Raw genomic sequence first — 12,555 nt, forward strand, 5'->3', positions numbered from 1 at the left:
GGCACAAAATTGAAGGAGAGAAACGATGCAGCATTTAATTCGCAATATTATAGTAGAAAGTCCATCAAAAGTTGGAAATTTAGGATTAGTAACTTCCGCTATAGGAGCAGCTGAAGGAGACATTGGCGATATCAAACTGATCAAGAGTGGCCCTTTGACGACAGTACGCGACATTTCCGTCACTTGCCGAGATGAAGTCCATTTAGAAACCGTCATTGCCAATATTGAAGCTATTGGAAATGGTGTTGAGATTCATGCCGTGACAGATGATGTATTGAAAGCACATGAAGGCGGAAAGATTGCCATGAAGAGTACGATCGATGTCCGTTCGCTCGGAGATCTGCAACGCGTATACACGCCAGGTGTAGCAAGTGTATGCTTAGAGATTGAAAAACATCCAGAGCAAGCGAAATACTTCACGTCCATTGGAAAATCAGTGGCGATTGTAACAGACGGAACCGCGATTCTTGGACTTGGGAACATCGGTTCTGTTGCGGGGATGCCTGTTATGGAAGGGAAATCGGTTCTTCTTGATCAGTTTGTAGGACTTAGCGGTGTTCCAATTTTATTAGATACAAGTGATCCGGACCAAGTCGTGGAAACGGTCAAACATATTCACCAAGGGTTTGGAGCCATCTTATTGGAAGATATCGGTTCGCCTCATTGTTTTGAAATTGAAGAGCGCTTGAAAGCGGAACTACCGATTCCAGTCATGCACGATGATCAACACGGGACGGCTGTTGTTACATTAGCGGCAGTTCTGAATGCGTGCCGTGCAACGGGAGTCGATCCTACAAAAGCGACTGTCGGTCAAATCGGTTTAGGGGCAGCAGGTCTTGCCATCGTCCGAATGCTTTTAGCATATGGAGTAAAGGATGTATATGGTATCGACCGTCAACCGGCTGCGATTGAACGCCTCCACAATTACGGCGGAAAATCGAAAGAGTCGCTTGAGGAGTTAATGAACGATTGCGATATTATTATTGCGACTACAGGAGTGGAAGGTTTGATCAAGCCAGAGATGGTGCGTAAAGGTCAGATTATCTTGGCACTTTCAAACCCAAATCCTGAAATCCAACCAGCAGAAGCCATTAAAGCAGGCGCTGCATTTGCAGCTGATGGTCGTTCGGTCAATAACGTGGTAGGGTTCCCTGGAATCTTCCGCGGAGCACTCGATGCAGAAGCCAAACAGATCACGTATCCGATGTTGATTGCAGCTGCTGAGGCTATCGTTAGCCATACACGTCGTGGAGAGTTAATTCCAACGCCACTCGATCCTGCACTTCACTTAGTGGTAGCGCGAGCTGTTGAAGAAGCTGCAGCAAAAGAAAAGCAATCACAATAATCATGAAAAATCCCGTTGAACTAGGTTCAGCGGGATTTTTTTTCGATTACCAATAGTTCAGGTGGCGAATTTTTTTGATTTAAGAACGCACTGTGGAACACTTGAACCTCTTCTTGAGGAAGGGTAGAAACTTGGTTTAGTAACGCCTGCCGTTCGAGCTTTCCACTCACATGACCATGATAAATCACGATGACAATACGACCTCCAGGTTCGAGCCATTTAAGGGCTGTCTCGATCGCTTGCCAAGTAGATGTACTCTCTGTTGTTACCTCATGTTCCGCTCCAGGAAGGTAACCCAAGTTAAAAACGACTGCACGAATAGGGGACTCGATATATTTTTCTAAATTTGCATGGCTGTCTAAGATGACTTGACACCAACTACTTACATCAGCTTCTTGAAGGCGTTTTTTCGTACTAGCAATCGCTTGTTCTTGTATATCAAAGGCAAGTACCTGTCCTGTTTCTCCGACAAGTTTCGCGAGAAAGAGAGTATCATGCCCGTTTCCCGCAGTTGCATCGATTACACGATCTCCGGGGCGCACAATCTCTTTTAAGTACTGCTTAGATTGATGTAGAGCATTTTGAATCATAAGGCACATCCTTTCTCCTCTTAGTTTATCATCTTGTCGGAAGTGAAAAAAAGGTCTAAACTGAGTGAAGTGAATGGAGATGTCAATTATGCCAAAACGCGTCTGGCTACTAGTCATTGGAATGCTAATCAATGTAACAGGGAATTCCTTGCTATGGCCACTCAATACTATATATATGAACGAATACTTGGATAAATCGTTGTCTGTTGCTGGGCTTGTCTTGATGGCGAATGCAGCAGCTGGAATTGTAGGCAACCTACTTGGTGGTTGGATATTTGACAAACTAGGTGGTTACAAAGCTATTATGCTAGGTATTGCTATTACACTCGTAGCTCTAATTGGGCTAAATTTCTGGCACGGCTGGCCGCATTATGTGTACTTCATGATTGCAATAGGTCTTGGAGGAGGGATTGTCTTTCCAAGTATGTATGCGCTTGTTGGTACAGCTTGGCCTGAGGGAGGCCGGCGTGGATTCAATGCGATTTATTTAGCTGCGAATGTTGGAGTAGCACTAGGACCAGCTGCAGCTGGGGTCATTGCAAGTTACTCATTCGATTATTTGTTTACAGCCAACATGTGGATGTACGTCCTATACTTTATCTTAGCCGCGGTAGCTTACCGAGAATACGATAAAAAAGCAGCGGTCAATACGAATGTGATTCAAGAGCGCAGTCGCATCGATCGCAAAGCACCATTTTATGCTTTGTTATTGATTTCAGGAGCTTATCTACTTGCATGGGTCGGTTATGTACAGTGGCAATCTACGATTTCTACTTATACACAAGAAATTGGGATCACGCTCAAACAGTACAGCTTACTATGGACGATAAACGGAGCCTTGATCGTTCTAGCCCAACCACTCATCTCGCCTGTAGTGAAACGATTGGAACATCGAATCAAATTGCAGATGGTCTTCGGGCTCCTCATCATGCTCATTTCGTTTATAGTCGTAGCGTTTGCTGAGCAGTTCACGATGTTTGTGGTCTCCATGGTCATTTTGACTTTAGGGGAAATGTTTGTATGGCCGGCTGTGCCGACGATCGCAAATCAACTTGCACCAGAAGGTAAGATTGGCTTCTATCAAGGAATCGTCAATAGTACTGCAACAATCGGTCGAATGATTGGGCCTGTCATTGGAGGTGTAATTGCCGATTTGCAGGGGATGAGTATGATGTTGTTATTTATAACAGTGTTCATGGCAGCTGCGATTGTACCCGCACTTCTATATGACCGTCCTTTAAGAAAGGAGCAACAAAGTTGAAAGATTGGATCCAACATTTATCGACAGAAGTAATCGATCAGATTCTTGAAAATGCCTTTCAATGGTTCGTTGTTGTAGACCGAGAGTCAAAAATCCTCTATATCAACGAAGACTATTGCCACTTTTTAGAGGTGAAGCGAGAGGATGCAATAGGTCAGCATGTAGCCGATATCATTGAAAATACAGAGATGCATATTGTAATGGAGAAGGGCGAAGCAGATATTGCCGCGCCTCATTATATTAAAGGTTCTTATATGCTCGCCAATCGAGTTCCGCTTGTAGTTGAAGGAGAGATTGTCGGAGCTTTTGGCAGTGTGATTTTTCGAGATATGACGGACTGGAAACGTTTAAGTGCCCATGTGAAGACCACCATGGAACGCATAGAGGAAAAGTTTAGCCCCACGTCGCACACTTTGTCTCGACTAGAAGACATCATCGGTGAGTCAGCTTCAATCCGAAAATTAAAAGAAACGGTCCGAATGATTGGTCCAACAAAACTTCCAGTAGTGATTGAAGGAGAGACGGGTACAGGGAAAGAGATGTTTGCTGAGAGCATCCATCGTCTTTCAGAGCGGTCAGACGCATCATTTGTCAAGGTGAACTGTGCAGTCTTACCAGCAGAGCTTGCGGAACAAGAATTGTTTGAGGGCACCGACAGCAAATTAGCGCAAGCTTCAGGTGGCACTCTTTATATAGAAGAAGTTCATGCACTTCCCATTCCTCTTCAAGCAAAACTACTAAGAACGATCACTGAAATTGAACAAGGCGTTTTTGCGACAGCAGGAGATGTCAGGTTTTTATTTTCATCGAATCGAAATCTTTCTAAGCTCGTAGATGACGGGCTTTTCAGGGAAGATTTGTATTACAGAATTCAATCGGTATACTTGAAGGTCCCAGCTCTTCGGGAACGAATGGAGGATTTCTCTCTTCTCACACGGCATTTTCTTCATCTTATAGAGCAGAGTGAAGGGCGAAGAGGCTTAAAGCTGGATCCTAAAACGGTGAGGCATCTGGTACAGTATAAATGGCCAGGAAATGTACGAGAACTTTTTAATACACTTAGAGCCATGGTCTTTATGACGGAAGGAACTAGACTTACTACAGCAACTATTCCGATGCATATCTTTCAAAACGTCAAAGCATTCTCTAATCAAACGGGTCGCTTGGAAGATATTTTGTCGCAGACCGAGTTGCAAGTTCTTGAAAACACGTTAGCAGTTTATCCAGACAAAACCGAAGCTGCCAAAGTCTTAGGAGTCAGTAGATCAACATTGTATGAAAAATTAAAAAAATATAACTTATGAACTACTTTCCGGAAATTTAGACACTGCGTCCAATTTTCCGGAATTTTTAATTGTTTATAATTCGCGTTTTATCTTGTTAATTCAATAAATATGTCCGGAATTCTGGACAGCGGATACTACTTCTGTTGTCACAGATTTGTCACAGTCTATTGCGGTGTTGAGAGGGTTCTGTTTTAATACTTATGAAAGCGCTTTTTTTATACACAATTCGAGGAGGAAGTTTCCTATGAAGCCAATCTATTCTTCTGCAGAAGAAGCAGTCAGTCAAATTCAAGATGGAGCTACGCTAATGGTAGGCGGGTTTGGTCTTGTCGGTATTCCAGAGCAACTGATCATCGCTCTGGTAAACAAAGGTGTTAAAGATTTAACCGTCATCTCAAACAACTGTGGTGTGGATGATTGGGGTCTTGGTTTATTACTTAAAAATAAACAAATTAAAAAGATGATCGGGTCATATGTTGGAGAGAACAAGGAATTTGAACGCCAAGTTCTTTCAGGCGAAATCGAAGTGGAGTTGACGCCTCAAGGTACACTCGCTGAAAAATGCCGTGCAGGTGGCGCTGGAATTCCAGCATTCTTTACACCAGCAGGAGTAGGTACTGTTGTTGCTGAAGGCAAAGAAGTACGTGAGTTTGACGGCAAAGAATACGTTCTTGAAGAAGCACTCGTCGCCGATTTCGCTCTCGTACGTGCTGCAAAAGCAGATAAGTTTGGAAATCTCATTTATAACAAGACAGCTCAGAACTTCAATCCGATGATGGCTGCCGCTGGAAAAGTCACGATTGCGGAAGTGGAAGAGATTGTGGAAACAGGAGATCTTGATCCTGCCATGATCCATACACCAAGCGTTTATGTACAAGGCTTGTTCCAAGCGAAGCAAGAAAAGCGTATTGAACGTTTAACAACGAGAGACTAATTTGAGGAGGGATTTTCATGACATTATCAACGCGTGAATTTATTGCAAAACGTGCAGAAATGGAAATTGAAGACGGGAACTATGTCAATTTAGGTATCGGTATCCCAACACTTGTAGCCAACTTTATCTCACCAAACAAGACGGTGGTTTTACAATCGGAAAACGGTCTGCTTGGAATTGGACCCTATCCTACAAAAGATCAAGTCGATCCAGATTTGATTAACGCAGGTAAAGAAACGGTAACAACAATTCCGGGTTCTGCCTTCTTTACTAGCGCAGAGTCTTTTGCCATGATCCGTGGAGGCCACATTGATGTTGCCATCCTGGGTGGTATGGAAGTATCTGAAACAGGCGACCTCGCCAACTGGATGATTCCAGGCAAGATGATCAAAGGGATGGGCGGCGCTATGGACCTTGTCCACGGAGCAAAAAAGATTATTGTCATCATGGATCACGTGGCAAAGGACGGATCTCCAAAAATCAAAAAAGAATGTACACTTCCACTGACAGGTAAAGGTGTGGTCAACATGATTATCACAGACCGGGCAGTGATTGAAGTGACTGACCAAGGACTAGTATTAAAAGAAGTCTTTGAAGGACATACAATTCAGGGTGTCGTCGAAGCAACTGAAGCGGACCTGAATGTGGACAACGTGAAGGAGAACGTTTCGTTCTAATACGACCCCAAGAACAGATGGGGGAAACTCAAGTGGAAAACATTTTAAGTATGATTGGTCTGCTCGGCGGACTATTCTTATTAATCTTTTTGACGATGAAAGGTGTTAACATCATCATCGTCGGACCAATCTCAGCACTATTTGTAGCATTATTATCTGGAATGCCTTTATTCCCTCAACTAGTTGAGGAAGGTGTACCAAACTTTGTAACGAACTACATGACTGGGTTCACTGGATTTATCATGGCTTGGTATTTGATGTTCTTATTAGGTGCCATTTTCGGTAAAGTGATGGAAGATAGCGGAGCAGCGGATTCAGTTGCGAAGTTTGTAACAGACCGTCTAGGTCTTAAATATGCGGTACTTGCAATTGTAATCGCCTGTGCAATCTTAACTTACGGTGGGGTTTCTCTATTCGTTGTTGCATTCGCAGTGTACCCAATGGCTATCTCTCTATTCAAACAAGCGAACTTACCACGTCGTTTCATCCCAGCGACACTTGGTCTAGGTTCTGTAACATTCACAATGACATCTGCAGGATCTCCTGAGATCCAAAACTGGATTCCGATTCCGTTCTTAGGGACTACTCCTTATGCAGGGTGGGAAGTCAGTATCATCGTGGCTATCTTCATGGCGATTGCAGGATATATGTGGTTGAAGAAAATCATTACTAAGGCAGTTAAAAATGGCGAAGTATTTGATGCTCGTGAAAATGATCCAACATTTGATACGACTCGTGCACTCCCGAATCCATTCTTATCATTCATTCCTTTAATTGTAGTATTGATTATCTCATTCATCTTCCATGACTCGTTGAAACAATCGGCATTAATCATTGCATTATTAGCTGGGATTTTGGCAACCTTCATCGTGAGCTGGAAATACTTCAAGAGTCCGTGGGAAGCGGTTTCTCAAGGGACACTAGGAGCCATCATTGCTATTGGTAACACGGCTGCAGTTGTAGGTTTTGGTGGAGTAGCGAAAGCAACTCCTGCATTCAATGTAGCAGTTGAAGCAATGACGAACATCCCAGGTTCACCATTAATCGGGGCAGCAGTTGCTGTATCTGTAATCGCAGGTATGACAGGTTCGGCTTCAGGTGGACAGCAAATTGCATTACCTCTAATCGCTCCAGGCTACTTGGATGCAGGTGTTAACGCGGAAGCCCTTCACCGTGTCGTTGCGATTTCATCAGGTGCATTAGATTCTCTTCCACATAACGGCTATGTTGTAACGACAATTCAGTCGATCTGTGGTGAAAAACATAGTGCAGCTTACTGGGCAATGGCAGCTACGACTGTAGTGATTCCGGTAATCGGTGTCATTATCGCAATTGTCTTGTTCTCTTTAGGACTTGGAATTCAATAGTAGATAAAGCCGCCGTGTGCGGCTTTTTCTAATCATCAAGAGGAGGAACAACCATGGTAGAAAATAAAGTAGTCTTTATCACAGGAGCCGCTCAAGGAATTGGTTTTGAAATTGCAGAAGAGTTCTTCAAAAACGGAGCAAAAGTGGTCCTCACAGATATTAACGAAGAGAAAGTTCAAGAATCGGCTGCATCACTTGGAGGCGACAGCCTTGGTATTAAATGTGACGTTACAAGCGAAGAGGAATTGAAAGCTGCTATCGATCAAACGGTCGAAACATTCGGTCGCATCGATATCTTGATTAATAATGCAGGCATGCAACACGTGGCGATGCTTGAAGATTTCCCTACGGAGCGATTCGAACTGTTGGTAAAAATCATGTTGACGGCGCCTTTCGTAGCAATCAAACATGCGCTTCCTCATATGCGTAAGCAAGGCTTCGGTCGTATTATCAATATGGCTTCCATCAACGGACTTGTTGGATTCGCAGGGAAAGCTGCATACAACTCTGCGAAGCACGGTGTCATCGGTCTTACAAAAGTTGCGGCTCTAGAAACGGCTGCTGACGGTATCACGGTGAACGCCATCTGCCCAGGTTACGTGGACACGCCACTGGTTCGCAATCAGATGCAAGACCTTGCGACGACTCGCAATGTGCCACTTGAATCTGTACTTGAAGAAGTCATTTATCCACTCGTTCCACAAAAGCGTCTACTCGATGTAAAAGAAATCGCAGATCTTGCCATGTTCATCTCAAGCGAGCAGGCAAAAGGCATGACAGGGCAAGCTGTTGTATTAGATGGCGGGTATACAGTCCAGTAATCTGTCGATAGTACTTGAACTGTCTCGCAAGTTCCGGTACAATTACAATCAATAACAGGACTGAGAGAAGGACTAGTAAGAAACCCGTGTTTCTAAAGAGAGCTGGTGGTTGGTGCAAACCAGTGGAGGCGGATTCTGAACTCACCTTTGAGTCAAACAGGCGATATGTAGTCTGTTTCGTATTCCGCGTTAAGGAATCAAGTTGAGCAGGCAACTGCTAATTTGGGTGGTACCGCGTGAGGCATATACTCTCGTCCCTTTTTCAAGGGGCGAGTTTTTTTATTGTCCAAAATGTGCCACCAACAAGGAGGAAAAATCATGAGTTTTCCGCATCAGGAAATCGAGAAGAAATGGCAACAGTACTGGGATGAAAACAAAACATTCCGCACCGAGAACGACAACTCGAAACAAAAGTTTTATGCATTAGATATGTTCCCGTATCCTTCAGGGGCTGGACTGCACGTAGGTCACCCAGAAGGTTACACGGCAACGGATATCTTAAGTCGTATGAAGCGTATGCAAGGCTACAATGTGCTTCACCCAATGGGCTGGGACGCATTTGGTCTACCTGCTGAGCAATACGCTCTTGATACTGGAAACGACCCTGCAGAATTCACAGCACAGAACGTAGCTACGTTTAAACGTCAAATGAAAGAACTGGGCTTCTCTTATGACTGGGACCGTGAAGTCAATACAACTGATCCGAACTACTATAAATGGACACAGTGGATCTTCATTCAGCTTTACAAAAAGGGCCTTGCTTATGTCGATGAAGTGGCTGTTAACTGGTGTCCGGCACTTGGTACAGTTCTTGCGAACGAAGAAATTGTCGATGGCGTCTCTGAACGGGGTGGTCACCCTGTAGAACGTCGTCCAATGCGTCAATGGGTTCTACGTATCACAGAATACGCAGAACGTCTACTTGATGATCTAGAAGAACTCGACTGGCCAGAGAGCATCAAAGACATGCAGCGCAACTGGATCGGGAAATCTGAGGGAGCTGAAATCACGTTCGCAGTGGACGGAACGGAGCACAACTTCCGTGCTTTCACGACACGTCCAGATACTTTGTTCGGCGCAACGTATGCAGTCCTTGCTCCTGAACATGCACTTGTATCGTCTATCACAACAGATGAGCAGAAAGAAGCGGTCGAAGCGTATCTCGACAAAGTGAAATTGAAGAGTGACTTAGAGCGTACAGATCTTGCAAAAGAAAAAACAGGCGTCTTCACAGGTGCTTATGCAGTGAATCCCGTTTCTGGCGACAAGATGCCAATCTGGATTGCAGATTATGTATTAGCTACTTACGGAACAGGAGCTATCATGGCCGTTCCTGCTCATGACGAGCGTGATTACGAATTCGCTACAGAATTCAACTTGCCGATTAAAGAAGTTGTATCAGGTGGCGACATCTCGAAAGAAGCTTATGTTGGAGATGGTGAGCACGTTAATTCGGACTTCTTGAATGGTCTTGGTAAAGAAGAAGCCATCGCGAAGATGATTGACTGGCTAGCAGAAAAAGGTGTAGGTGAGAAGAAAATCACGTACCGTCTGCGCGACTGGTTATTCAGCCGCCAACGCTATTGGGGCGAGCCGATTCCGGTCATCCACTGGGAAGACGGCACGATGACAACCGTTCCTGAAGATGAGCTACCGCTTGAACTTCCAAAAACGAAAGACATCAAGCCAAGCGGAACAGGTGAGTCTCCACTTGCGAACATCGAAGAGTGGGTAAACGTTGTGCATCCTGAAACAGGAATGAAAGGACGCCGCGAGACAAATACGATGCCTCAGTGGGCAGGTAGCTGCTGGTACTACATCCGTTACATCGATCCAGACAATAACGAAGCGATTGCAGACCCAGAGTTACTAAAACGCTGGCTGCCAGTAGATATTTATATCGGTGGCGTGGAACATGCCGTACTTCACTTGTTGTACGCGCGCTTCTGGCACAAAGTGTTATTCGATATTGGCGTGGTTCATACAAAAGAGCCGTTCCAAAAGCTCTTCAACCAAGGGATGATCTTGGGTGAAGGTAATGAAAAAATGTCGAAGTCAAAAGGCAACGTCGTCAATCCAGACGACATCGTGCGCTCGCACGGTGCAGACACACTTCGCATGTACGAAATGTTCATGGGACCATTAGAAGCTGCAGTTACATGGTCAACAAATGGTCTTGATGGTTCTCGACGCTTCTTAGATCGCATCTGGCGACTACTTGTCACAGATGAAGGTAACATCTCTACGAAAGTCCAAGAGTCTTCAGACACGACGCTTGAAAAAGTGTACCACCAGACCGTGAAGAAAGTGACAGAAGACTACGAAGGCATCCGTTTCAATACGGCGATTTCTCAGCTGATGGTCTTCATCAACGAATGCTACAAAGCAGACGTCGTGCCAAAACATTTTGTGGAAGGCTTCGTAACGATGCTGTCTCCAATTGCACCACACGTGGCAGAAGAGCTTTGGGAGAAACTTGGCCATAGCGAGTCGATCACGTATCAAGCATGGCCTACTTATGACGAAAGCAAGCTAATCGACAACGAAATCGAAATTCCGGTTCAAGTCAACGGCAAGCTTCGTGCAAAAGTGGTTATTGCAAAAGACGCAACACGCGAAGAGATGGAGCAGCTAGCTCTAGCTAACGAAACAGTTAAAGAGTGGACCGACGGCAAGGAAGTTCGCAAAGTTATTGCGATTCCTGGAAAGATGGTCAATATTGTGGTTGGGTAATTTAGAAAGTCCCTTGTGCCAATTTTGGCGCAAGGGACTTTTTGGTGTTTTGGAATTCAATCTGATGCTTCAAGAAGGTCATGCATAATAATTGAGCTGTCATGTATAAGAAATAAAACTTTATGTTGTAGAAATCAAGTTTGATGCTGTAGAAATCAAGTTTGATGTCGAAGAACGACCGCTCACCTCTAGAGTGGCGTTCTACACATCTAAACGAGCCGCACTCATCCCCGCCACACGACCCGTTACTAAAGCCGCGGTGATGTTGTAGCCACCAGTGTAGCCATGGATATCGAGAACCTCACCACAGAAGTACAAGCCCACTTTTTTCTTGGAAGCCATCGTCTTCGGTTCGATTTCTTTGATCGACACGCCACCACCAGTGACATAAGCTTTTTCAAGAGGTTGTGTGCCATCGACGAGCATTGAGAACGACTTCACAAGAGTGGAAAAGGCTCGCACTTTTTCAGCTGATAGCGTTTCACCACGTGCATCTTCTTCAATTCCTGCACGCTTCAACAAGAACAGCAACCAGCGTTCCGGCACGAGACCTTTCAACGCATTCTTCACTGCTTTTTTTCCATCTTCTTTCAGCATGCGGTGAATGTGCTGGAATGCTTCTTCACCGTTCATAGCAGGAAGTGAATCAATGCGAAGCTCTACAGGCTTACCGCCGTTCTTCTTACGTTCTTTGACGACGAATTGGCTACAGCGGAGAATCGCTGGTCCGCTCACTCCAAAGTGCGTAAACAGCATGTCCATTTGATGTGTAACAAGTGTTTTACCTTTTGCGTTATGAACAGAGACTGCAACGTCTCGAAGAGCAAGTCCTTGTAGTTCTTTCGAGCGAATGAATGGTTCTGAAGATAATACAGGAACCTCCGTTGGAAACAACTCGGTAACTGTATGACCTGCTTTTTCAGCCCACGGGTAGCCATCACCAGTAGAGCCGGTTTGGGGAACCGCTTTCCCGCCGACAGCGACGATGACCGACTTTGACAAGATTTCTGTTCCATCCTCTAAGCGAATGCCAAGAATTTTGTCATCGTTCATCAACAACTTCGCAACTTTCGTGTGCAAGCGGACGTCTACATGCCATCGTTTCATTTCGTCGATCAAGGCATTCACGACATCCATTGCTTTATTCGAAACAGGGAACATGCGTCCGTGGTCTTCTTCTTTTAATGGGACACCAAGCGATTCGAAAAAAGCGATGATGTCTTCGTTATTGAAAACAGAGAAAGGGCTGTATAAAAAGCGGCCGTTCCCTGGAATATGCTTGACGATTTCTTCCTGTGGTAAGCGGTTCGTGACGTTACAGCGCCCACCGCCAGAAATCGCTAATTTTTTTCCGAGCTTCGATCCTTTTTCGATCAACAGCACGCTTTTACCTTCGGCACCGGCAGCACAAGCCGCCATGAGACCAGACGGGCCACCGCCGATTACGATTACATCTATCATGAATACGTCACAATCCTTTTTTTCTTTTAGTATACAGCATTGAGCTTTTTCATGAGGAGTTGTAAACTGAAAGATAGACA

The 12,555-nt window shown here is 44.8% G+C and carries 10 protein-coding genes and 1 other annotated feature; of the genes, 8 read left to right on the forward strand and 2 right to left on the reverse strand.

Annotated features, from left to right (window positions below; genetic code table 11):
* Window positions 1-25 precede the first annotated feature (25 nt).
* Window positions 26-1,345 (forward strand): NAD-dependent malic enzyme, encoded by a 1,320-nt coding sequence (locus CQS04_RS00145; protein ID WP_100352209.1) that lies wholly within the window; start codon window positions 26-28, stop codon window positions 1,343-1,345.
* A 26-nt stretch (window positions 1,346-1,371) separates the two neighbouring features.
* Here the strand turns inward: CQS04_RS00145 and mnmM are convergent, their stop codons facing one another.
* The gene (gene mnmM / locus CQS04_RS00150) at window positions 1,372-1,935 is read right to left on the reverse strand and encodes a tRNA 5-(aminomethyl)-2-thiouridylate-methyltransferase MnmM (RefSeq protein WP_100352210.1); all 564 of its coding nucleotides are present in this window, start codon (window positions 1,933-1,935) and stop codon (window positions 1,372-1,374) included.
* 88 nt (window positions 1,936-2,023) lie between these two features.
* On the opposite strand from mnmM, the gene CQS04_RS00155 reads away from it, so the two are divergent.
* The 7 genes from CQS04_RS00155 (at window position 2,024) to leuS (ending at window position 11,014) form a co-directional block, all read left to right on the forward strand.
* On the forward strand, window positions 2,024-3,196 hold the full coding sequence (locus CQS04_RS00155) for an MDR family MFS transporter (protein WP_100352211.1): 1,173 nt from the start codon (window positions 2,024-2,026) through the stop codon (window positions 3,194-3,196).
* Window positions 3,193-4,500 (forward strand): sigma-54 interaction domain-containing protein, encoded by a 1,308-nt coding sequence (locus tag CQS04_RS00160; protein WP_100352212.1) that lies wholly within the window; start codon window positions 3,193-3,195, stop codon window positions 4,498-4,500. Before CQS04_RS00155 ends, CQS04_RS00160 begins: the two co-directional genes overlap by 4 nt.
* A 226-nt stretch (window positions 4,501-4,726) precedes the next feature.
* Window positions 4,727-5,416, forward strand: coding sequence for a CoA transferase subunit A (locus CQS04_RS00165; RefSeq protein WP_100352213.1), 690 nt, complete (start codon window positions 4,727-4,729; stop codon window positions 5,414-5,416).
* Between the two features lie 17 nt (window positions 5,417-5,433).
* Window positions 5,434-6,093 carry a 3-oxoacid CoA-transferase subunit B gene (locus tag CQS04_RS00170; protein ID WP_100352214.1) on the forward strand — a complete coding sequence of 220 codons (660 nt, stop codon included), beginning with the start codon at window positions 5,434-5,436 and terminating at the stop codon, window positions 6,091-6,093.
* Between the two features lie 41 nt (window positions 6,094-6,134).
* Window positions 6,135-7,460 (forward strand): GntP family permease, encoded by a 1,326-nt coding sequence (locus CQS04_RS00175; RefSeq protein WP_174688382.1) that lies wholly within the window; start codon window positions 6,135-6,137, stop codon window positions 7,458-7,460.
* A gap of 53 nt (window positions 7,461-7,513) precedes the next feature.
* Window positions 7,514-8,281 carry a 3-hydroxybutyrate dehydrogenase gene (locus tag CQS04_RS00180; protein ID WP_100352216.1) on the forward strand — a complete coding sequence of 256 codons (768 nt, stop codon included), beginning with the start codon at window positions 7,514-7,516 and terminating at the stop codon, window positions 8,279-8,281.
* Between the two features lie 53 nt (window positions 8,282-8,334).
* Window positions 8,335-8,543, forward strand: a binding site (T-box leader).
* 56 nt (window positions 8,544-8,599) lie between these two features.
* Window positions 8,600-11,014: a leucine--tRNA ligase gene (gene leuS, locus CQS04_RS00185; protein WP_100352217.1), complete on the forward strand. Its 2,415-nt coding sequence runs from the start codon at window positions 8,600-8,602 to the stop codon at window positions 11,012-11,014.
* 201 nt (window positions 11,015-11,215) lie between these two features.
* On the opposite strand, the gene CQS04_RS00190 is transcribed toward leuS, so the two are convergent.
* Window positions 11,216-12,475 (reverse strand): BaiN/RdsA family NAD(P)/FAD-dependent oxidoreductase, encoded by a 1,260-nt coding sequence (locus CQS04_RS00190; protein WP_100352218.1) that lies wholly within the window; start codon window positions 12,473-12,475, stop codon window positions 11,216-11,218.
* Between the last annotated feature and the right edge of the window lie 80 nt (window positions 12,476-12,555).

Origin of the sequence: Chryseomicrobium excrementi (genome assembly GCF_002798305.1) — a bacterium.
GTDB classification, from domain to species: Bacteria; Bacillota; Bacilli; order Bacillales_A; family Planococcaceae; genus Chryseomicrobium; species Chryseomicrobium excrementi.

Excerpts from the sequence above, each read along its gene's own strand:
- CQS04_RS00165 (WP_100352213.1), top strand. The coding sequence starts at position 4,727 with ATGAAGCCAATCTATTCTTCTGCAGAAGAAGCAGTCAGTCAAATTCAA.
- mnmM (WP_100352210.1), bottom strand. The coding sequence starts at position 1,935 with ATGATTCAAAATGCTCTACATCAATCTAAGCAGTACTTAAAAGAGATT.
- CQS04_RS00155 (WP_100352211.1), top strand. The coding sequence starts at position 2,024 with ATGCCAAAACGCGTCTGGCTACTAGTCATTGGAATGCTAATCAATGTA.
- CQS04_RS00170 (WP_100352214.1), top strand. The coding sequence starts at position 5,434 with ATGACATTATCAACGCGTGAATTTATTGCAAAACGTGCAGAAATGGAA.
- CQS04_RS00180 (WP_100352216.1), top strand. The coding sequence starts at position 7,514 with ATGGTAGAAAATAAAGTAGTCTTTATCACAGGAGCCGCTCAAGGAATT.
- CQS04_RS00145 (WP_100352209.1), top strand. The coding sequence starts at position 26 with ATGCAGCATTTAATTCGCAATATTATAGTAGAAAGTCCATCAAAAGTT.
- CQS04_RS00190 (WP_100352218.1), bottom strand. The coding sequence starts at position 12,475 with ATGATAGATGTAATCGTAATCGGCGGTGGCCCGTCTGGTCTCATGGCG.
- leuS (WP_100352217.1), top strand. The coding sequence starts at position 8,600 with ATGAGTTTTCCGCATCAGGAAATCGAGAAGAAATGGCAACAGTACTGG.